The organism is Pseudomonas sp. SWRI22 (assembly GCF_014268395.2).
GTDB classification, from domain to species: Bacteria; Pseudomonadota; Gammaproteobacteria; order Pseudomonadales; family Pseudomonadaceae; genus Aquipseudomonas; species Aquipseudomonas paracarnis.
Window position 1 is genome coordinate 392,908 of sequence record NZ_JABWQK020000001.1, and the last position, 21,369, is coordinate 414,276.

Below are 21,369 nucleotides of genomic sequence, written 5' to 3' on the forward strand. Positions count from 1 at the left end.
TCATGTTTGTGACATGTCTATACTGGCATGTCGAAAATATGAACATGGATAACCGCAATGACCCAGGCGTTCAGTGTGCAAGACCTCGAATACCTCACGAACCTGGGGCCTGCCGCGCTGAACGACGGGCCCATTGCCGCCTTGGAACAGGCGTGGCGCCAATGCCTGGCTGGCCAAGTCTTGCGTCCCGACGGCGTACGCCAAGTCATCTGGGATTCCTGGCGACGCAGTGTCGAGGCGGGTATCGAGCCCGGTAACAGCGACTACCGCTTTGTTGCGCCTCATGCGCTGGCGGCGACCCTGGCCCACCATCGCGCCCTGATCGCCGCCGCCGCGCAGGTCATGCATGGATTGCTGGCTTACAACCCGCGGGGGCATATCAACCTCACGGATGCCGAGGGCACGACTCTGTATTTTTGCGGGCTGGACATCACCCCGGTGGGCAGTCGCTTGCTCGAATCGGTGCAAGGCACCAACTGCACCGGCCTGGCCCTGGCCGAAGATCGCCTGGTGTATGTGCTGGCTGAAGAAAATTTCGCCAGCGGCCTGCGCCAGCGCCACATGCACTGCGCCGCCGCGCCGATCAAAGATGCCCAAGGCCAGACCCTGGCCATGCTCACCCTGACCGCCGAGCCCGGCTGGTTTCATTTTCATACCCTGGGCACCGTTCAAGCGGCGGCCGAAGCGGTGTCGCGGCAGATGGCGCTGCAGGTGTTGCTGGAAGAACAACAGGCCGTACTCGAAGTGCTCAACGAAGGCTTGGTGGTGCTCGATGAGCGTGGCTGCATCAAGGCGCTCAACCGTTATGCGCGGCAATTGTTCGGGGTAGGGCGTGAGTTGATCGGCAGTCCTTTCCAGCGCCTGGGCCGCAGTGAACTGAGCGACGCGCTGGGTGAGCCTGTGCGCGACCGCGATTGCACCTTCCACTTGCACGACGGCAGCCAACTCGCCTGCCTGGTTTCGGTATGCCCACTGGAGCAGGGTGGGGTGATCGTGTCGGTGCGCGAAAACCGCCGTATCCGCGAGATTACCCGGCGCATTATCGGCACCCAGGCCCGCTATACCTTCGAGACCATCCTGGGCACCTCGCGGGCCATACAAGACGCACTGCACTTGGGGCGTATCGCCAGTCGCAGCGAGTCCACCACCTTGATCCTCGGCGAAAGCGGCACCGGCAAGGAACTGTTTGCCCAGGCCATTCATAACGCCAGCGAGCGTTGCAACGGCCCGTTTGTGGCGGTCAACTGCGGCGCGATCCCACGGGACCTGGTGCAGAGCGAACTGTTCGGCCACGTCGAAGGCGCGTTCACCGGCTCGGCGCGGGGTGGGGCGGCAGGCAAGTTCGAACTGGCGGATGGCGGCACCATCTTCCTGGATGAAATCGGCGACATGTCCTTCGATGCCCAGGTCAGTCTGCTACGGGTTTTGCAGGAGGGTGAAATCACCCGCGTCGGGGCCAAGCAATCGCGGCAAGTCGACGTGCGCATCATCGCCGCCACCCATCGCAACCTGAGCCAGGCGGTGGCCGAGGGTGCGTTTCGTGAAGACCTTTACTACCGACTCAACGTGCTGAACCTGAGCGTGCCGCCACTGCGCATGCGCCGTGACGATATCCCATTGCTGGCGCGGCACTTCCTGCAGCGCTGTGCCCGCTCGCTACGTAAAGCGGTGCAAGGTTTCGCGCCGGATGCGTTGGCGTTGCTGTCAGCCCATGGCTGGCCGGGCAACGTGCGGGAACTGGAGAACGTCATTGAGCGGGCGACCAACCTGGCGATGGGCGAGCTGATTCAATCGGCTGAATTGCCGCTGGAAACCCCGCAACGCACCACGTTGCGCGCCTACCAGCCCCAGCCCGCGCAGGATTTGAGCAGCCATGAAATGCACGCCATCGTCGCCGCGCTCACCAGCACCCGCGGCAACATTCGTCTGGCCGCACAGCAACTGGATGTGTCGCGAGGCGGTCTGTACAACAAGATGAGTCGGTTTGGCTTGAGCGCCGCCGATTTCCGTGAGCGCTGAAACCTCAAGCCAAACCGATCAGTTGCACAGGTTTTCCGGGGTCACTATCTGCGGCGGTATATGCACGCGGTGCCTCAATGGGTCAAACCCCTCATCACTCTGCAAGCGCACCAGCAACTCCACCAGCGCCACGGCCGTCTGCCGTGGCTGCGAGTCCATCACCACATCAATCAAGCCGTTGCTCAATGCCTGACGCGACAAGGGCGTGGACTCTTGCAGGATGCAGCACAGCGTCGGGCGCTTGGGCAGTTGCGCCAGGGCATTGATCACACCGTCGCCACCACCGCCCACCACGCATAACCCACGCAAATCGGTATGGCGACTGAGCAGGTCGAGCGTGGCTTCTTCGGTGATGTCGCAGTTGTCCAGGTTGATCAGCGGCTCCAACGGCTTGAGCCCCGGCGCGTGTTCGGCCAGGTAGCTGTGCAAGCCTTCGACCCGTGCCTGATGGCCGAGGAAACGATGGCCGCCCAACAGGATGCCCACGCTGCCTTTGCGTGCGCCGCAGGTGCGCGCCAGCAGCCAGCCCATGGTGCGCCCGACCACGTGGTTGTTCTGGCCTACATAGGGTTCGGCAGCGTGTTCATGGATGTCCGAGAGCAGGGCAACCACCGGCACGCCCGCTGTGCGGATCTGCGCCAGGCAGGCGTTGATCAACGGATGGGCGAAGCTGACTACCGCGAGGGCGTCGCACTGCACGGCCAGTTGTTCGATTTGCGCGACGATGGCGGAGGGCGTGCGGTCGTTGATGTAGTCGAACTGGCAGCTCAGGTTGGCGGTGGCGTGATGCTGCGCTGCCTCGCTGATGGCGTGGGCCAACTGCGCATAAAAGGCTTGGGCTGTGCCCAGCAACAGCACGCCGAAACGGTAGGTGGGCCGACGTTCGCGAATGCGCTGGCCGATCAGCCGTGCGGCGAAATAGCCCACCGCTTCAGCGGCCTGGAACACCTGTTCGGCCGTGCCGGGGTTCACCGGCGCGCGGGCGTTCAGCACGCGGTCGACGGTGGCTACGCTGAGCCCCGCATGGGCGGCAACGGTGGCGATGGTTGGGCGTTTGTTGTTGTGCATGGCAGGCCCCTTGAGCGTCTTGATAGAAAACTATCAAGCCCCGCTGGGCCTGGATGATAGCTTGATAGGGAATGGATTCAAGGCCTTGAGGGTGATTTAACCGCGCTCTATCGTTGGTTTCGCAAAGCCCCTGAAACCCACGCTTGCGGAGAACAATAACAATGCCTGGACACACCGCTCACCGCGCTCGGCGCGACTACAGCCTCACCGGCCCCGAAGCGGCCCGCGCCGCCGACAAGGGCCTGGTCTCGGCCCGTTGGTACCAGTCGCCCATCCCGCGCAATCGCATGAAAGCCCTGATGCAACGCCGTGACGGCCCGGCCTTGCGCGATACCGCCCTGTGGTTCTCGACGTTGTTGGCCACCGGTGTCGGCGGCTACTGGTTCTGGGGCACTTGGGCCTGCGTGCCATTCTTTATCGCCTACGGTGTGCTCTACGGTACGGCCTCCAACCCGCGCTGGCACGAAACCGGCCACGGCACCGCCTTCAAGACCCGCTGGATGAACGATGCGCTGTATCAGGTGGCGAGCTTCATGTGCCTCTTCGAACCCCACGTGTGGCGCTGGAGCCATGCTCGTCATCACACCGACACCATCGTCGTCGGCCGTGACCCGGAGATCGTCGAACCGCGCCCGCCAAGCTTATGGATGATGGCCCTCAGCCTGTTCAACCTGCCTCTGGCCTGGAAGACTTTCAGCGGCGTGGCCCGCCATGCGCTCGGGCGAATGAGCGCCCAGGAGCAGGACTTCATCCCCGAATCAGAGTGGCCCAAGGTGTACCGAGATGCACGTATCTGGGTCGGCCTCTACGCCCTGATCATCGGCACCGCGCTGTACCTGCACAGCTGGTTGCCGCTGATGCTGGTGGGCCTGCCCAGCCTCTATGGCGCGTGGCTCGGTTACCTGTTTGGAATCAGCCAACACGTGGGCCTGGCCGAAGATGTGCTCGACCACCGCAGTAACTGCCGCACCATCTACATGAACCGCGTGCTGCGCTTTATCTACATGAACATGAACTACCACCTCGAACATCACATGTACCCGATGGTGCCTTACCACGCGCTCAGTCAACTGCACGAAGAGATCCGCAGCGACTGCCCGCCGCCGTATGCCAACTTGTGGCAGGCCTACCAGGAAATCATTCCGACGATTTGGCGCCAGCGCAGCGACCCCAGCTATTTCGTCCAACGCCCCACTCGTGGCGAGGGAGCTTGCTCCCGCTGGGCTGCGCAGCAGCCCCAATAACCCTTCAGACCTACACCGTACAGACGAATCCAGGGCCGCTTCGCAGCCCAGCGCGAGCAAGCTCGCTCGCCACAGAGTAAGAGCCAGTCATTGGAGATAAATGTATGAACGATCAATGGATCGACGTCTGCGCCGTGGGCGAAATAGAAGCAGAAGACGTGCTGCGCTTCGACCACGGCGCGCAGACCTACGCGGTGTTCCGTTCAGCCGATAACGAATTCTTCGCCACCGCCGGCCTGTGCACCCACGAGAAAATCCACCTGGCCGACGGCCTGGTGATGGACCATGTGATCGAGTGCCCCAAGCACAACGGGCGCTTTGATTACCGCTCCGGCAAGGCCTTGGGCGCGCCGGTGTGCGTCAACCTCAAGACCTACCCCGTGCGGGTGGATGCGGGGCGGGTGCTGCTCGCCGTCACGGCCGAAGGATGAACGCCCCCCTGATCATCGTCGGCGCCGGCCATGCCGGTGGCCGTGCGGCACTGACCCTGCGTGAAGAAGGCTACAGCGGGCGCCTGATCCTGATCGGCGATGAAGCGCATCTGCCCTACGAACGGCCACCGTTGTCCAAGGGCTTGCTGCAAGGTTCGAGCGACCTGGCGCAATGCAGCCTGTGCGACAGCCAGCAGTTGGCGGCGCTCGGGGTCGAGCATATCGCCGCCAACCCGGTCAGCCGCCTGGAGCCCCAGCACCACCGGCTGCAATTGGCCGATGGCCAATGGTTGACCTATGCCGGCCTGCTGCTGGCCACCGGAGGCCGGGCGCGACGCTTACCCCAGGAGCAGGCCAACCTGTTTTACCTGCGCACCCATGACGACGCGTTGGTCTTGCGCAATGAATTAAAGCCTGGCGCCAGGCTGGTGGTGGTCGGCGGTGGTTTTATCGGCTTGGAGGTGGCGGCGACCGCACGGGGCCTGGGCTGCGAGGTGACGCTACTGGAAGCCGGGCCACGGCTGGCAGGGCGGGTTTTGCCGTCGGTGATCAGTGACGCGTTGCTGGCCTTGCACCGTGAGCAGGGTGTGGATGTGCGTTTGAACGTCGCCCTGGAGTGCATCCACGCCGACGCCGTGCAACTGGTCGACGGGCAACGGCTGCCCTGCGACCTGGTGGTGGTCGGCATTGGCATGCAGCCTAACATCGAGTTGGGCGCGGCGGCGGGCTTGGAAGTCGGGCAGGGCATTCGTGTCGACGCGCAGTTGCGCACCAGTGCGGCGGATATCTACGCGGCGGGGGATGTGTGCGAGTTTCGCCTGGCGGGCCTTTATCAGCGCCAGGAAACCTGGCGCAACGCCGAAGCCCAGGGCCGTCTCGCGGCGTTGAACCTGCTGGGGCGGGAGCTGGCGTTCGAGACGATCCCGGGTTTCTGGTCCGATCAATACGCGTGGGGCTTGCACACCGTCGGGGTGATGACGGCGCTGATGGTTCGCCGGGAATTGCCAGACGGTGGCCTGCTGCTGTTCTACCTTGACGACCGTCACCGTTTGCAGGGTGCCTGTGGTTGGGCCTTGGGTAACCGCGCAGCCAAGGACGTCAAGCTGTGCGAGCGCTTGATCACCGCCCACATCCCGCTCAACCCGGCCAGCCTGGCCGACCCCGAGGAATTCCTGAAGCTGTTATTGCGAGGCTGACCATGCGCCAGTTGTTAGTATTCCAATCGATGTGGGCCATGCAAACCGAGCCCGGCAGCCTCGAAGCGCAACTGGACCGCATCGCCGCCGCCGGTTATGACGGCATCACCGACCATTACTGGGCACCTGCATCGGTGCAGCGCCTGCACGCGGCGGCCACGGCCAGGGGCTTGCAGATTGAAGGGCAACTGTTCCCGCAATCGGTGGAAGATCTAGCCAGGGCATTGGAGGTGATCAGCCGTCACGGCTGTCACCACCTCACCTTGCAAGCCGACGTGCGCCCGCGTACCCAGGCCGAGGCGGCCAGGCTGATCGACGGCTGGCAACGCCTGGCCGAACAGGTGGACTTCCCGATCCTGCTGGAAACCCACCGTTACCGGCTCACCAACGACCTATTGTTCACCCTCGACCTGCTGGCACAGATGCCCGATCTGAAACTGCTCGCAGACCTTTCCCACTACGTGGTTGGCCGCGAGTTGCCCGAGCCCGGCAGTGTGGAAGACGACGAACAGATACGCACCATCCTGCGTCACAGCTGGGGCTTTCATGGCCGCATTGCTAGCAGCGAACAGGTGCAGGTTGGTCTGGATTTTCCCCAGCACCAACAGTGGGTCGAGCGGTTTACCGGCTGGTGGCGCTACGGGATCGAACACTGGCTGGGCCGCGCTGACACCCCGCAGAGCTTGTCCTTCACTTGCGAGTTGGGCCCGCCACCCTATGCGATTACCGACGCACAGGGCCGCGAACTCACCGATCGCTGGGCCGAGGCGCTCAAGCTCAAAGCCCTGATTCGCCAGGTGTGGGCCAGTTGCCATCGATGATCTGCTAATCTGCGCGGGTTCACCGCCCTCAGCCTGTGGAATGCCCATGAAAACCTGCCCCGTCCGTCCCCCGCTCGAACCACAATCGGTGTGCCACCCGATCACCAGCAGCGCGATCTTCATGGTCGCCACCCTGGCGCCCGATGCGGTTGAAAACGTGCGGGCCTGGTGCGCCGACATCGCAGGCCTGGTGCGCTCGGTAGGCAAGCGCGTGCCCTCGGGCAACCTGACTTGCGTTTGCGGGTTTGGCTCGGATGCCTGGGACCGCCTGTTCGGCGCGCCGCGCCCGGCGGCCTTGCATCCGTTTCGCGAGTTCGGTGTGGAGGGGCGCAAGGCAGTGTCGACCCCCGGTGACATCCTGCTGCACATCCGTGCCGAACAGATGGGCCTGTGTTTCGAGCTGGCGACCCAGCTGATGGCGGCCCTGGGTGATAGCGTGAAGGTGGTCGATGAGGTCCAGGGCTTTCGCTACTTCGATATGCGCAGCATCATCGGTTTCGTCGACGGCACCGAGAACCCGGTGGGGCGCAAGGCCGAGGCGTTTACCCTGGTGGGCGATGAAGACCCTGAGTTCGAAGGCGGCAGCTATGTGCTGGTGCAGAAATACCTGCACAACATGACCGCGTGGAATGGCTTGACGGTGGAGGCTCAAGAGAAGGTGATCGGGCGCACCAAATTATCGGACATCGAACTGGACGAAGACGCCAAGCCGAGCAACTCCCACAGCGCCCTGACCGTCATCACCGACGAGAGCGGTGAGGAAGTGAAGATCCTGCGCGACAACATGCCCTTTGGCCGCCCAGGCGCGGGCGAATTCGGCACTTATTTCATCGGCTACGCACGTTCGCCTCAGCCTCTGGAACAGATGCTGGAAAACATGTTCGTCGGCCGCCCGGCCGGCAATTACGACCGCTTGCTCGACTTCAGCACGGCCGTGACCGGCGGCCTGTTCTTCGTGCCCTCGGCCGACTTGCTCGAAGCGCTGGCCGACCGCCAATAACCTGTAGGAGCGAGCTTGCTCGCGAAAAACGTCAACGATAACGCGGGCATTCTGTATGTACGCGGTGGCCTTGGGTTTTTCGCGAGCAAGCTCGCTCCTACAAGGGTCAGGTAAGCAGGCCGGTGCTGACGGCCACGATCAAAAACACCCCCAGCAGCGCACGGTAGATCACGAACGGCCAGGTGGAGAAACGCTCCAGAAATTTCATCAGGCCCCAGATGGCAAAGAATGCCGAGACGCTGGCCACCACCAGCCCGAACATCAAATGGGGCCAGGCGTGGGCGGGCAGGTCGGCGTGCAGCAATACCCACAGCTCTTTCAAACCGGCCAGGGCGATGGCCGGCAGGCCCAGCAGGAAGGAAAACCGCGCCGCTTCTTCGCGTTTGAAATTCAGGAACAGCGCCGCGGTCAACGTGGAGCCCGAACGCGATACGCCCGGTATCAACGCGCCAATCTGCGCAACTCCCACAATCAAGGCATCGCGCAGGCGCATTTGGCTCACGTCGCGTGTATGTCGGGCACGCAGTTCGGCCACTGCCAGCAGCACCGCCATCACCACGCAGGAAATGCCGATCACCATCAGCCCGCGCAAGGGTGAGTTGCACGCATTCAAGGTCGACGACAACGCCAGGCCGGCGATGCCAATCGGTACGGTTGCCAGCACAATCGCAACGGCGAGCTTGAACCAGCGGTCGTTGTAGTCGCCCCGGCGCACCGCACTGATGCTGCCGGTGGTGACCTGACGCACATCGCGCCAGAAATAGCTGACTACCGCCGCCAGCGCCGCCAATTGCATGGCCGCGGAAAACGCCGAGCCGGGGTCTTGCCAGCCGAGCAGGGCGGGCACAACGCGCATATGGGCGGTGGACGACACCGGCAGCAATTCAGTAATGCCCTGGATCACCCCAAGGATGAAGATTTGCAGGTAATCCAGGGAGGCAAAGCCCACATCCAGGCCGGCGGTACAGACGTTGGTCAAAATACGTGTCCTTGAGCAATAGGGGGAAACCGGCGAAGTTTATTCTAAATGTTTCAGGATTTCGGCCAGGGCAACCGCTATTTGCAATCGGTTCAGCTAATAGAAAGGATTCGCCAGGCCATTGGCGTGGGTAGCACTTTTGTGAACAATGGCGCCCTGCGTTTTTCCACCGAGAGCCCCATGCCTGAAACCACCGTCGAATTGATCCAGACCGGCCCTGAAGAAGCTGAACTGATCCGCAATCTTTACCAGTACTACGCCTATGAGTCTTCGGACTGGGAACAGGAAGATGTCGAGGCCGATGGGCGTTACTACATCCATGACGAACACCTGGCCCGCTACTGGAGCGACCCGCAATGGAGCGCCAACCTGTTGCTGGTAGACGGCTATATCGCCGGTTTCCTGTTGATCGAAAGCAGCGAACTGCCGGGCATCGACGCCCTGGAACTGGCTGACCTGTTCATCCTCAAGCGCTACCGCCGCAAAGGCATCGGCCGTGCCATTGCCAGCCAGGTGCTGTGCAGCGGCGCGGCCAATTGGTTGGTGCGTTTCTATGATCAGGACGAGGTGTCCCAGGCGTTCTGGCGCACCGTGCTGGATAACTTGCCGCGTCCGGTGCAGATGATTGAACTGGAGGATGATCCGCAGTTGGTGAGCTACCTGATTACCCGAGCTTCGTTGCATTGACGGGCTGGGGCTTTCTCTCGATGAGCATCGATATCCTGCGGTAACCACGATGCGAAGCGAGCCGCTCGTGATCTTGCTCTTGATCTGCTTTTGATCTTGATCTTAAGCGCCCCGTCAAACCACGCTGGCCGAACGCAGGCTTGAATTCGTGGGTAACCCGGCAGGACGCCGGGTTAGCCGCCCCGCGCCATGGATGGCGCGTGGCGGCGGCCCACGGATTCAAGCCTGTGTTCGGGCACACCCAGCCTAAGCGAGGTGCCGAGTGGTGGGGCAAGAGCCCTTTTGGTTACTTTTGGGGCTCTTTTCCAAAAGTGACCCGCTGTAAAAGCGGAACCATAAGCAGCCGTTACCCAAATAACGGATATGTACACGGTCTGATCCAAGATTCTGGTCGACTGCCAGGCCGCCTTCGCGAGCAAGCCCGCACACAGTTTGATCGCGGGGTGTCAGGTAGGTAAGTGTCGGCTGGTAGGCCGCCATCGCAGGCAAGCCAGCTCCCACATTTGGATCATGGCACTTCAGGTAGATAGGAGTCGGCTGTCAGGCCGTCAGGGGCCTAGCCCGGGTTGAACAGCACCTGCTGCATCGCCTGGGGCGGCTGCCCGAAGGCCCTGAGGAACGCCTGGCGCATGCGCTCGCGATCACCAAACCCGGTTTCGCGCGCCACCACTTCCACCGGGTGGCGGCTGGTTTCCATCATTGCCCGCGCAGCTTCCACCCGCAGGGCCTCAATGGCCTTGGCCGGGGTCTGCCCGGTTTCTTCGCGAAACACCCGGCTGAACTGGCGTGGGCTGAGCCGGGCAACGTCGGCCAGTGCGTCCACCGACAAATCATGGGTGAGGTTTTCACGGGCATAGGCCAGGGCCAGCTGCACGCGGTCGGACTTGGGGTCCAGCTCCAACAAGGCCGACAGTTGCGACTGCTCGCTGCCACGGCGCTGGGCAATCACCAGTTTGCGTGCAATGCGACGGGCCAGGTCGCTGCCCAGGTCGTCCTCCACCATCGCCAGCGCCAGGTCGACGCCGGCGCTCATGCCCGCACCGGTCCACACCTGGCCGTCGACAATGAACAACTTATCTTCTTCCAGGCGAATATCCGGGTAACGCTTGCGAAACGCGGGTGCGTGGATCCAGTGGGTGGTGGTGCGCTTGCCAGCCAGCAGGCCAGCCTCGGCCAGCACAAAGATACCCATGCATAACGACGCCACCCGGCGCGACTGCGCGGACGCGGCCTTGACCAGTTCCAGCAGGTTGGCTTCCGGCAGGCGAAACTCCAGGTAGCCGCTGACAATCAAGGTGTCATAGCCCTCTGGGCGCAGCGCGCTGGTGTTCACCGAAAAGCCCTGGGAGGTCATCACTGCGCCGCCGCTTTCCGACACCAGGTGAAACTCATAGGCCGGCTCGCCGCGCAGCAGGTTGGCACACTCGAACACCGAGCCCAGGCTGAGGCTCAACGACTGGAAATTCGGGTAAACCATCAGCGCAACGCTGTGCATTGCATCTCTCCAAGGGGCAGGGGAGAGGCGATTGTCGGCGTGTGCCGGGCAAACGGCAACCGACTTTCGTGCGTGTCCGGAATCCTTGCGGATATGACATTGTGAGCCAATGCCGCGCTGCCTAACATGAGCCCAACGCACTAGACGACTGGTCTAATCGCAGAGGGGCAAGCATGAGCAACGCAAGCAGCAGTGCGCGGCAAGCGATTCTTGAACGGGCGCAATCCATTGTCGGGGCCAAGGGGTTTTCGGCGGTGGGCTTGAACGAGATCCTTCAAGCGGCGCAAGTGCCCAAGGGCTCGTTTTATCACTACTTCAACTCTAAAGATGCCTTTGGCGTGGTGTTACTCGATACCTATTTCGACCACTACGTCGAGGGCATGCAGCAGCTGTTCGATCAGCCGGGATTGACCCACCACGCCAGGCTGATGCGTTATTGGCAAGGCTGGATCGACAACCACACCGGCTGCACCGACGCCGGCAAATGCCTGGCCGTGAAGCTTGGGGCGGAGGTCTCCGATCTGTCAGAACCCATGCGGCTGGCGCTGCAACGCGGTACTTCGCGCACCATCGACTTGCTTGCCGTGGCCCTTCAACGCGGCGTCGAAGACGGCTCGCTCAGGTTCGAGCAGGCCCCCGAAAGCCTGGCCAGGCGTTTGTATGCGCTATGGTTGGGAACCAGCGTCATGGGCAAGATCACCCGTACCACCGCGCCGTTCACCGAGGCGCTGCTGCTGACCCAACAGTTGTTGGGCAGCCCTGAAAACCCTGTTATTCACATCGATCGAGGCACTGGAAAATGAAAGTATTAATGGTACTGACCTCTCACGACCAGCTTGGCGATACCGGGCGCAAGACCGGCTTCTGGCTCGAAGAATTCGCCGCACCTTATTACGCGTTCAAGGACGCTGGCGCCGAAGTGGTGCTGGCTTCTCCGGCCGGCGGCCAGCCGCCGTTGGACCCCAAGAGCGATGAACCGGATGCGCAAACCGAGCAGACCGAGCGCTTCGGCAAAGACCCGGCTGCGCAGCAAGCCCTGGCGACCACCGTGAAGCTGGACTCGGTCAATGCCGCCGACTTCGACACCGTGTTCTACCCAGGCGGCCACGGTCCGCTGTGGGACCTGGCGGAGTCGCCGGTGTCCATCGCGCTGATCGAAGCTTTCGAGCGGGCCGGCAAGCCCGTTGGCTTTGTGTGCCATGCACCGGGTGCCTTGCGTCACGTCAAGGCAGTTAACGGTGAGCCGTTGATCAAGGGCCGCCGCGTCACCGGGTTCTCCAACTCGGAAGAGGCCGCTGTGCAGTTGACCGAGGTCGTGCCGTTCCTGATTGAAGATGAATTTCGTAAATTGGGCGGCCTGTATGAGAAGGGCGCCGACTGGCAATCCTTCGTCATTGTCGACGGTTTGCTGGTGACTGGGCAAAACCCAGGCAGCTCCAGCGAAGTGGCCAAGGCCCTGCTGACACTCTGCGCTTAAATTAATCAACCGATCTACGCGGTGGCGACTCCAAGGAGTCGCCACGGTTTTCGTTCGTCCTGAATTTGGAATATCGCCGTGCCTGACTGCATCTTGAACACCCCGATCAAGCTGGGGCATCACCGCTTGAACAACCGTGTTGTACTGCCACCGCTGACCCGCCAGCGCAGCGCCCAGCCGGGTAATATCGCCACCGACCTGATGGCCGAGTATTACCGTCAGCGGGCCAGTGCCGGGTTCATGGTCAGCGAGGGTACGCAGATCGAACCTCGGGGCCAGGGCTACGCCTGGACGCCGGGCCTTCATACACCGGCGCAAATCGAGGGTTGGCGCAAAGTCACTGCAGCGGTGCATGCCGAGGGCGGTGTGATCTTCGCCCAGTTATGGCATGTGGGGCGGGTGTCCCATAACGCGCTGCAACCTGACGGTGGTGCCCCGGTGGGCCCGTCTGCGCTGCCGGCGTTGCAAGTCAAAGCCTTCATTGAAACCGGGCCGGGTAGGGGTGAACTGGTGCAGCCACCCGTCCCGCGTGCCTTGACCACGCTGGAAATCGAAGAGCTGGTAGGGCACTACGCCCAGGCTGCGCGCAATGCCCTGGACGCCGGGTTCGACGGCGTGGAAATTCACGCGGCCAACGGCTACCTGGTCAACCAGTTCATCTCGGCCCATTCCAACCTCCGTGAGGATGAGTACGGCGGCTCGCTGGACAATCGCCTGCGCTTGCTGCGCGAGATTGTCGAAGCGGTGTGCAAAGTGGTGGGGCCGGAACGCCTGGGCGTGCGCTTTTCGCCGCTGTTCAGTGGCACCGATCAGGACCGGGTCTACATCGGCCTGGTGGAAGAAGACCCGCACCTTACCTATATAGAAGCGATCAAAGTGCTGGAAGCGTCGGGCATCGCCTATGTGTCCATTGCCGAAGCCGATTGGGACAACGCCCCCGACCTGCCCGACACATTTCGCCAGGCCGTGCGCGCCACCTTCAGCGGCAGGATCATCTACGCCGGGCGCTACACCGCCGAGCGCGGCGCACGGCTGGTAGAGGCCGGGTTGGCGGACTTGATCGCCTTTGGACGGCCCTTCATTGCCAATCCGGACTTGCCCCAGCGGCTGTTCAATGGCTGGCCGTTGAATGCGTTGAAGGCCGAAGGCTTGTATGGCGGGACAGAGGCGGGGTATGTGGATTATCCGGTGTATGCCCAACAGCCGTGATAGCCCATGATGGCCTGTGTTTTATCCAGGGTGGGAGGAGGCTTGCCCTAACGCCGGTCAGTTAAACGAACGCTATGCTCGAAGTAATGAAGATCAAATGTGGGAGCTGGCTTGCCTGCGAAAGCGGTCGTGCAGTAACAGATACAGTGACTGACACACCACCTTCGCGGGCAAGTCGAATCGCCTCACTCCACCCGCAACACAATCTTGCCGATATGGTCCCCACCTTCCATCCGCGCATGGGCCTGGGCGGCGTCGGTGTAGGCGTAGACCTGGTCGATAATCGGCAGGCAGCGCCCGGCACTGAGTACCGGCCACACATGTTCGCGCAGTTGCTCGGCAATCTCGGCCTTTTCTTCCCGCGTGCGGGCCCGCAGCAGCGAGCCGGTGATCACCGCTCGTTTGCCGAGGATGGTCAGCAGGTCGACGTCGTTGGCCTTGCCACCACCGAGGAAACCGAGGATCACCAGGTGGCCGTCCATGCCCAGGGCCTTGAGGTTATTGTTGAGGTACGAGGCGCCCATGATGTCGAGGATCACGTTGACGCCTTTGCCATCGGTCTGTTTGGCGATGACCTCGGCAAATGCCTGTTCGCGGTAGTTGATCGGCTCGGCACCGAGCTTGGCAATCGCCGCGCATTTGTCGGCGCTGCCCGCCGTGGCGAATGCCTGGATGCCGAACTCCTGGCAAAGCATCAACGCGGTGGTGCCGATGCCGCTGGTGCCGCCGTGGATCAAGGCGCGCTGGCCTTTATGGGCACTGCCGAGGCCGAACAGGTTGGCCCAGACCGTAAAGAACGTTTCCGGCACGGCAGCGGCCTGAATCCAGTCCATGCCTGCGGGGATCGGCAGCGCCTGGCTGGCCGGCACCGCGCAATACTGCGCATAGCCGCCGCCATTGGTCAGGGCGCAAACCTTGTCGCCCAGGCTGTATTCGTTCACGCCAGTGCCCAGCGCCACCACTTCACCGGCCACTTCCAACCCCGGAATCGGGCTCATGCCGGGCTTCATCGGGTATTTACCCGCGCGCTGCAAGGCGTCTGGGCGGTTGACCCCGGCGGCGTGCACGCGAATCAGAATCTCGCCTGGCCCGGCCACTGGCACGTCGGCGCTGCGCGGCTGCAAGACCTCGGGCCCGCCAGGGGTGGTGATTTCGATCAGGGTCATTTCTTGGGGAAGCGTCATGGAAAAGTTCCTGTAGCGATGAGCGTATGGGTTGGGACCGTAGCGCGGGGTCGGCAGTTCAGCAAGATCATGCCGGGTTCTTCGGGCAATGCAAACGCAGGCTTTCAGCACAAGCCTGCAAGTGCGTCGGCGTGGCTTCGGACACACTGGCTGCCGCTCATTTTTGACGGACACAGGTGGCGTATGAACGAAGCGAGAAATCAGGATATCGGTTTGTTGTTCCTGCGGGTCAGCGGGGCGTTGTTCCTGCTGTGGGTGCATGGGTTGCCCAAGTTGCTCCACTACAGCGAGCAATTGAAGCTGATCGAGGACCCGTTTCACCTGGGCGCCCATGTCACGTTGCTGCTGGCGATCTTTGCCGAGGTGCTGTGCCCGCTGCTGATCGTCGCGGGCGTGCTGGTGCGCCTGGCGTGCCTTCCGATCCTGGCGGTGCTGGTCATCGCGTTGCTGGTGGTGCACCCGGAGTGGACGCTGTTCGAAGGGCAGTTCGGCTGGCTGTTGTTGATCATCTTTACCAGCGTGCTGATCGCAGGGCCGGGGCGGCTGGTGCTGAGCCAGCGCTTTGCCTGAACAAAAAAGGCCGGGCTCGCCCGGCCTTCTGCCTTCTGTAGGAGCGAGCTTGCTCGCGAAAAACGCATAGGCGCCGCGTTCATTCAGCAAGCACGCGTTATCGTTGACGTTCTTCGCGAGCAAGCTCGCTCCTACAGGGGCATCAAGATGTCAACGGTTCAGGAATCCCAACAGGTCTTCATTGAGCTGTTGAGCGTGGGTCACGGCAAACCCGTGAGGCGCATCCTTGTACACCTTCAGTTGTGCGCCCTTGATCATTTCAGCAGCCACCTTGCCGGTGGTTTCGAACGGCACGATCTGGTCGCCGTCGCCATGGATCACCAGGGTCGGTACGTCGATCTTGGCCATGTCCGGGCGGAAGTCGGTTTGCGAGAACGCGGTGACGCAATCCACGGTGGATTTGAGCGACGCGAGCATGGCGATCTGCAGGGTTTGGCTGAGCACACCCTCCGAAACGTGCTGGCCTTTATTGAGACCGAAGAACGGCGTGTTGAAGTCGCTGATGAACTGCGCACGATCCTTCAACAGGCCGGCCTTGATGCCATCGAACACCTCGCCTGGCACGCCTTGGGGGTAGTCGGCTTGCTGACCGAAGATCGGCGTGACCGCGCCCAACAACACCAGGCCGGCGACACGGGCACTGCCGTGGCGGGCGATGTAGCGCGCCACGTCACCGCCACCCATGGAGAAGCCCACCAGGGTCACGTCCTGCAGGTCAAGGTGTTCGATCAACTGGGCGATATCGTCAGCGAAGGTGTCGTAGTCGTTACCGGTCCATGGCTGGTCCGAGCGGCCAAAACCACGACGGTCAAAGGCAATGGTGCGAAAGCCACGGCTGCTCAGGTATTCCATCTGGTATTCCCACATGTCCGCATCCAGCGGCCAGCCGTGGCTGAACAGCACGGGCTTACCGCTGCCCCAGTCCTTGAAGTAGATCTGGGTACCGTCTTTGGCAACGAATGTGCTCATCTGAAACTCCTTGCAGGGCTGAAAAAGGGCGGTGTAAAAACCGCCTCACTATTGCCGTAAACCTGAGCCCAGGCTTGTATGGGTGTGCTTGTCTCACCAACTGAACTTGAGCTCCATGCCCAGGTAATTGCTGTCGTGCCCACCGGCATCACGCAGGGTCTGGCCGACCGCGTAGTGCACCGCCTCGACCGCACCGCTGAGGTTGGGCGTAAAGGCGTAGTCGGTGCGCAGTTGGCCGTAGGCGCCGGTCCAGCGCTCGCCTTGGCCCGCTGTGCCAGCCACGGCCAGGTTGGGCTGGGTGTAGACGGCGTCTGCGGTGGTCTGTCGCCACAGCAGGCCGACGGCGGTTTGCACGCTGAGCTTGGCGAGGGGCTTGACGGTGATCGACGGCTTGACGTGGATCAGGTTGCTGTAGCCGGTGTAGCCCGCCAGGGAAAAGTAATAGCCATTGGGGAACAGCGGGTTGAAGGTGCCGACCCGGCCGTCACCGGCCTGGCGGTCACCGGAAGCGATATCCAGTTGCAGGCCGATACGCGGCTTCCAGGCCAGCGTGTCAAAGGTGTAGCCGGTGCGGCTGCCACCGGCCCAGGCGCGAATCGTCTTGCTGCCCACCGAGCCGCGTTGCAGCATGGCTTCGACGTCCCAGTCGAAACCCTGGGCTGCGCCACCCAGGCGGGCGTCCAGCAACTGGCGCGTCTCTTCGCCGTCGGCGTCCAGGTAATGGGCGGCGCTGCGCTCGTACACGCCGTAATAGGCCGACAGCTCATTGGTGCCGCCCACCAGCCGCTCGACCCGTAGCATGTGGAAGCGCGCGTCGCTGTTGGACTTGTCGTCGAAATGCCGGCCATCCTGGTACTGCACCGGTTGGCTGGCGATCCCGATAAAGCGCCATTGCGGCGTTTCCCAGTCCGCCCACAACGCATCGAAGGACTGCCGCACATTCGGGCCGTCCCGTGACGAGATGAAACGCTGCAAGTCGAAGGCGAAATCCTGGCGGCCAGCCCGTGCCTTGAAGGTGCCAGCGCTGAAGGTCTTCACGTATTCGGCAAAGGCCAGGCGCAGGTCGACGCGGTTCTGGTCGGCACCGCCAATGGTGGTCTTATCATAGGCCCGCACATCTTCCAACTGGGTGAACAGCCGCCAGTGTTCGTTCAGGTGCAAGTCGGCGTGCACCTGAAAGCGCTGGATCAGGTAGCGGTCACGCGGTACATCCCGCACGCCGAACCCGCTGGCGTCGTTCATCTCGAAGCGTTCACGCAAGGTGGCGCCCAACGACAAGTAGGTGAACGGGTTGGCGGCGGACAGTGGGATGTACTTGAGGTTGTCCAGCGGTTGCGTGCGCAATGCCGGGTCCTTGAGCACAGACCAGTCTTCCTGCCAGCGGTTGGCCTTGATCGCCGGGCGTACCGGCTGGTCGTCGGCCTGCACGCTGCCAGCAAGCAACGGCCACAGCACAGCCAGGCTCCAGCCTGTGTGACGAATCATTTTGCCGCGCTGAGTTGGTGGATTTCTGCGACATAACCGCCCGGGAACTCCACCAACGCACTGCGCCGATCTTTGCTGTCGAACGCCGGCACCAGCACTGTGGCGCCAGAGCCAGTGGCCTTGCCCAGGGTGGCGGCGAGGTCGTTGACCTGGTAACCGGTGGTGTCGTGGCCGAACGGGTAGGGCAGTTGGCCGTTGGTGACCAGCACCGCCATGCGCCCGAACGGCGATTCGATCTCGACGCGGCGGTAGTGGCCGCCGGCCTGGCCGACATCAACCCCAGGGGCGTGCTTGTCGTCGCTCACTACCTTGCCGTGGGAGAAACCCAGGAACGCCTTGATAAACCGCTCGGCGCTGTCGTTGGACACATACACACGGTTTTCCGGCACGGTGTCGAAGGCGGCGTAATCCGGGGTCTTGGTGTGCCAGTAGAGCTGCATGTTCACACCGCCCGGCCATTGCACCACGGCATCACGGCCGATGGGGTCGGGGAAATCGCTGACGATTACGTCGGCGCCATTTTCCCGCGCGGCCTTGAGGGCCACGTCCATGTCCTTGACCAGATAGCCGTTGCGTTCCTGGCCGAACGGGTGAGGCACGGGGGTGGTAAAGCCGAACAACGACACGGTGCCCGCCGGGGTCTGGAGCAATTGCGAGGTGGTGCTGCTCGGCACCGGCAGCACGTTGACCACGACCTGGGGCGTGCTTTTGCCGCCGAAGGTGGCGAGGAAACTCTGGGCAAAACGGTCCACATCGGCCGGTGCCACATACACATGGCTGGTGTCGTACTGCGGCGCCACGGCCACGTTCGGGGTGGCGGCAAACGCGTTGCTCATCATCGCACTTGCCAGCAGCGTCAATGCCAGCGATACCTTGGTTGCTGTGTTACCCATGCCCGTTCTCCAGCGCTTCTGAGGGTTCGAAAGCCGTGAGGTTAGGGGGGCAGGGCGGTGGGGAATTGTATGGACGTGCTCGGTTGAACGTTTCAGCTACGCGGCCCAGACAGCCGACGCCGATCTACCTGACACCTCCGAGATCAACCTGTGGGAGCTGGCTTGCCTGCGATGACGGCCTCCCAGCCGACACCTATCTACCTGACACCCCAACGATCCAACTGTGGGAGCGGGCTTGCTCGCGAAGGCGGCCTGACAGGCGACGCTGTTATTTCGAGTACATATCCATTCCTGCGGTAACGGCCGCTTAGGGTTCCGCCCTGACGGCGGCTCACTTTTGAAAAGCGCAAAAGTAAGCAAAACGCTCTTGCCCCACCACTCGGCACCTCGCTTAGGCTCGGTGTGCCCTCACTCCGGCTTGAATCCGTGGGCCGCCGTCATGGGCCATCCTTGGCCCAGGACGGCTAACCCGGCGTCCTGCCGGGTTACCCACGAATTCAAGCCTGCGTTCGGCCAGCGTGGTTTAACGGGGCGCTTAAGATCAAAAGCAGATCAAGATCAAAAGCGACTCGCTTCGCATCGTGGTTACCGTGGAGGTTACAACCGCAAGTTGTGCATCTATCGCACTACCGCTTTCGCAGGCAAGCCAGCTCCCACATTTGATCTTCGTTGCTTTGGGCATTGCGTTCGCTTAACTGTTCGGCATTGGGGCTGCCCACACATTTGGATGGCGGGGCATCGGTTAAACAGCCGTTATCGGTCAGGCCACCATAATGATCTTCGACACCAACTCCACCACCGTCTTGGCCTGCAGTTTCTTCATCAACCGCGCACGGTGCACCTCAACGGTGCGGTGGGAGATCGCCAGGCGCAGGGCAATTTCTTTGGATTTGAACCCGTTGACGATGTGCATGGCGATTTCCCGCTCCCGGGGCGTGAGGTCGCCGGTGCCCTGGTGCATGCGGTCCAGGCGTTCGAAGTGCCAGATCATCAGCTTGAATGGGTCTTTGGGGGTGAGGGTGTAGCCGTGGGACTTGGCCCAGAACACTTCGCCATTGTGGTGCTGCATGAAGCGTTCATCGGAATAAAAGCCGTTGTCGCTGTCGAGCAGCCAATCATGGCTGCGCTTGCCGATGGCGTGGTAGTCGGCCTGGGACGGGTAGATCAGCAGGGTCAGCTGGTTGACCAGTGCGTCGCGCGTATAGCCGAACAGCTTCAGGAAAGCGTCGTTGCAGTCCAGTATCACGCGGTCGCTGGTGACGATCTGCGGGGCAGGGGACAGCTTGAACGCCAGGCGTTCGAGGTCGGGAAATTGCTGGGCTAGCGCGGTCATGGGGCATCCTGCCTCGTTGTTCAATGCCCTGGGGAGCTACTTACCCGTGTAAGTAGTTACACGAATTGGCGCACGATCAGGGGTGGGTCATTGTAAGTAAAGTCCGAATCAAGAACAGAAGAAATTGATTATGCTTGCTGATTGCGTCTCCATTGTTGCCGCTGGTCACTCCCGCTTTGGTCGCCTGGAAGGCACGACGCTGGAAGACCTGATCGTCCAGGTTACCCGAGAAGCCCTGAGCGACGCCGAGATTGACGCGTCGCAAATCGATGCGTTGTTCCTCGGCCATTTCAACTCGGGGCTGGTGCCCGACGGGTTTGCCGCCTCATTGCTATTGCAAGCCGACCCCGGGCTGCGCTTCAAACCGGCTACCCGCTGTGAAAACGCCTGTGCGTCCGGCTCGGCGGCGATCCAGGCGGGGGTCAATGCGATCCTCTCCGGCAATGCTGAGCTGGTGCTGGTGGTGGGCGCCGAGAAGATGACCCACACCAGCACCGCCGCTGTCACCCAAGCCTTGGCCGGGGCCGGCTACCAGAACGACCCGGCCGAAGCCGGCCTGAGTTTCCCCCAGTTGTTCGGCCGCGCCGCCCGCCAATACGCCGAGCGTTACCACTGCCCGCTGGGCTCGATGGCGGCCATCGCTACCAAAAACCACTCCAATGCCATGGCCAACCCGCTGGCGCAGATGCATCGGGAGATGAATTTCGAACACTGCAACAACGTGTCCCAAAGCAACCCGTTCGTGGCTGACTCCCTGCGCCTGACCGATTGCTCGCTGATCAGCGATGGCGCCGCCGCGATCATCCTCGCCTCGCCCAAACGTGCGCGGGCGTTCCGTCGCGAGGTGCAAATCCGGGCGATGACCCAGGTCAACGACACCTTGCCCATCGCCCAGCGTGACATCCTCGCCTTTGAGGGCCCGCAACGCGCGATCCATGCAGCGCTGCGCGGGGCGAATGTGACCCTGGCTGACCTGAGTTTCGCCGAAGTGCACGACTGCTTCACCATTGCCGAGTTGCTGATCTATGAAGCCATGGGCCTGGCGCCCAAGGGCGAAGGCCATCGCGTGCTCGACAGCGGGGTGGTGCGCGCCGGCGGGCGCTTGCCGGTGAACCTTTCCGGCGGGCTCAAGGCCAAGGGACATCCCGTCGGCGCCACGGGGGTGTCCATGCATGCCTTGGCGTTCCGGCAATTGACCGGCGAGCCGATTGGCCTGGCGGTGCCCAACCCGGAGTTCGGCCTGGTGTTCAACATGGGCGGCATGGCGGTGGCCAACTACGCCTCGGTCCTGCAGGCACGCCGGAGCTGA

At 62.4% G+C, this 21,369-nt stretch carries 20 protein-coding genes; 12 read left to right on the forward strand and 8 right to left on the reverse strand.

Annotated features, from left to right (window positions below):
* Window positions 1-57: 57 nt before the first annotated feature.
* A complete protein-coding gene (locus HU730_RS01785; RefSeq protein WP_034127284.1) occupies window positions 58-2,019 on the forward strand; it encodes a sigma-54-dependent Fis family transcriptional regulator in 1,962 nt (653 codons plus the stop codon).
* Between the two features lie 18 nt (window positions 2,020-2,037).
* Here HU730_RS01785 and HU730_RS01790 read toward each other — a convergent pair whose 3' ends face one another.
* Entirely contained in the window at window positions 2,038-3,087 is a 1,050-nt protein-coding gene (locus HU730_RS01790) for a LacI family DNA-binding transcriptional regulator (RefSeq protein WP_034127285.1), read from the reverse strand.
* Window positions 3,088-3,248: 161 nt separating this feature from the next.
* Here HU730_RS01790 and HU730_RS01795 point away from each other — a divergent pair, with 161 nt between their 5' ends.
* From HU730_RS01795 to HU730_RS01815, 5 genes are all read left to right on the forward strand, one after another.
* Complete coding sequence (locus HU730_RS01795) at window positions 3,249-4,331, forward strand: fatty acid desaturase family protein (RefSeq protein ID WP_034127286.1); 1,083 nt, start codon at window positions 3,249-3,251, stop codon at window positions 4,329-4,331.
* Window positions 4,332-4,435: 104 nt separating this feature from the next.
* The gene (locus HU730_RS01800; RefSeq protein ID WP_034127287.1) at window positions 4,436-4,762 is read left to right on the forward strand and encodes a MocE family 2Fe-2S type ferredoxin; all 327 of its coding nucleotides are present in this window, start codon (window positions 4,436-4,438) and stop codon (window positions 4,760-4,762) included.
* Entirely contained in the window at window positions 4,759-5,958 is a 1,200-nt protein-coding gene (locus HU730_RS01805) for an FAD-dependent oxidoreductase (protein WP_060765223.1), read from the forward strand. The genes HU730_RS01800 and HU730_RS01805 overlap by 4 nt, the downstream gene beginning before the upstream one ends.
* A 2-nt stretch (window positions 5,959-5,960) precedes the next feature.
* Window positions 5,961-6,779 carry a sugar phosphate isomerase/epimerase gene (locus tag HU730_RS01810; RefSeq protein WP_060765222.1) on the forward strand — a complete coding sequence of 273 codons (819 nt, stop codon included), beginning with the start codon at window positions 5,961-5,963 and terminating at the stop codon, window positions 6,777-6,779.
* A 46-nt stretch (window positions 6,780-6,825) separates the two neighbouring features.
* A complete protein-coding gene (locus HU730_RS01815; RefSeq protein WP_186527274.1) occupies window positions 6,826-7,779 on the forward strand; it encodes a Dyp-type peroxidase in 954 nt (317 codons plus the stop codon).
* 106 nt (window positions 7,780-7,885) lie between these two features.
* Here the strand turns inward: HU730_RS01815 and HU730_RS01820 are convergent, their stop codons facing one another.
* On the reverse strand, window positions 7,886-8,758 hold the full coding sequence (locus tag HU730_RS01820; protein ID WP_057977087.1) for an undecaprenyl-diphosphate phosphatase: 873 nt from the start codon (window positions 8,756-8,758) through the stop codon (window positions 7,886-7,888).
* A 48-nt stretch (window positions 8,759-8,806) separates the two neighbouring features.
* Here HU730_RS01820 and HU730_RS01825 point away from each other — a divergent pair, with 48 nt between their 5' ends.
* Window positions 8,807-9,445: a GNAT family N-acetyltransferase gene (locus HU730_RS01825; protein ID WP_054898553.1), complete on the forward strand. Its 639-nt coding sequence runs from the start codon at window positions 8,807-8,809 to the stop codon at window positions 9,443-9,445.
* Window positions 9,446-10,001: 556 nt separating this feature from the next.
* On the opposite strand, the gene HU730_RS01830 is transcribed toward HU730_RS01825, so the two are convergent.
* Window positions 10,002-10,940, reverse strand: coding sequence for a GlxA family transcriptional regulator (locus tag HU730_RS01830; RefSeq protein WP_034127293.1), 939 nt, complete (start codon window positions 10,938-10,940; stop codon window positions 10,002-10,004).
* Between the two features lie 173 nt (window positions 10,941-11,113).
* Between HU730_RS01830 and HU730_RS01835 the strand changes: the two genes are divergently transcribed.
* From HU730_RS01835 to HU730_RS01845, 3 genes are all read left to right on the forward strand, one after another.
* A complete protein-coding gene (locus HU730_RS01835; protein ID WP_034127294.1) occupies window positions 11,114-11,743 on the forward strand; it encodes a TetR/AcrR family transcriptional regulator in 630 nt (209 codons plus the stop codon).
* Window positions 11,740-12,417 (forward strand): type 1 glutamine amidotransferase domain-containing protein, encoded by a 678-nt coding sequence (locus HU730_RS01840; protein WP_054898551.1) that lies wholly within the window; start codon window positions 11,740-11,742, stop codon window positions 12,415-12,417. Before HU730_RS01835 ends, HU730_RS01840 begins: the two co-directional genes overlap by 4 nt.
* Before the next feature lie 78 nt (window positions 12,418-12,495).
* On the forward strand, window positions 12,496-13,626 hold the full coding sequence (locus HU730_RS01845) for an alkene reductase (protein ID WP_186527273.1): 1,131 nt from the start codon (window positions 12,496-12,498) through the stop codon (window positions 13,624-13,626).
* 185 nt (window positions 13,627-13,811) lie between these two features.
* Here HU730_RS01845 and HU730_RS01850 read toward each other — a convergent pair whose 3' ends face one another.
* Window positions 13,812-14,810 carry an NAD(P)H-quinone oxidoreductase gene (locus HU730_RS01850; protein ID WP_186527272.1) on the reverse strand — a complete coding sequence of 333 codons (999 nt, stop codon included), beginning with the start codon at window positions 14,808-14,810 and terminating at the stop codon, window positions 13,812-13,814.
* A gap of 183 nt (window positions 14,811-14,993) precedes the next feature.
* Between HU730_RS01850 and HU730_RS01855 the strand changes: the two genes are divergently transcribed.
* Complete coding sequence (locus tag HU730_RS01855) at window positions 14,994-15,380, forward strand: DoxX family protein (protein WP_034127298.1); 387 nt, start codon at window positions 14,994-14,996, stop codon at window positions 15,378-15,380.
* Window positions 15,381-15,530: 150 nt separating this feature from the next.
* On the opposite strand, the gene HU730_RS01860 is transcribed toward HU730_RS01855, so the two are convergent.
* The 4 genes from HU730_RS01860 to HU730_RS01875 all read right to left on the reverse strand — a co-directional run bounded on the left by HU730_RS01860 (window position 15,531) and on the right by HU730_RS01875 (window position 20,060).
* Window positions 15,531-16,349, reverse strand: a complete 819-nt coding sequence (locus HU730_RS01860; RefSeq protein ID WP_054898548.1) for an alpha/beta hydrolase — start codon at window positions 16,347-16,349, stop codon at window positions 15,531-15,533.
* Between the two features lie 93 nt (window positions 16,350-16,442).
* Window positions 16,443-17,834 carry an alginate export family protein gene (locus HU730_RS01865; RefSeq protein ID WP_096144864.1) on the reverse strand — a complete coding sequence of 464 codons (1,392 nt, stop codon included), beginning with the start codon at window positions 17,832-17,834 and terminating at the stop codon, window positions 16,443-16,445.
* A complete protein-coding gene (locus tag HU730_RS01870; RefSeq protein WP_186527271.1) occupies window positions 17,831-18,727 on the reverse strand; it encodes a glyoxalase in 897 nt (298 codons plus the stop codon). Before HU730_RS01870 ends, HU730_RS01865 begins: the two co-directional genes overlap by 4 nt.
* A gap of 760 nt (window positions 18,728-19,487) precedes the next feature.
* The gene (locus tag HU730_RS01875) at window positions 19,488-20,060 is read right to left on the reverse strand and encodes a LuxR C-terminal-related transcriptional regulator (RefSeq protein WP_003190613.1); all 573 of its coding nucleotides are present in this window, start codon (window positions 20,058-20,060) and stop codon (window positions 19,488-19,490) included.
* Between the two features lie 130 nt (window positions 20,061-20,190).
* Between HU730_RS01875 and HU730_RS01880 the strand changes: the two genes are divergently transcribed.
* Entirely contained in the window at window positions 20,191-21,369 is a 1,179-nt protein-coding gene (locus tag HU730_RS01880) for an acetyl-CoA acetyltransferase (protein ID WP_186527270.1), read from the forward strand.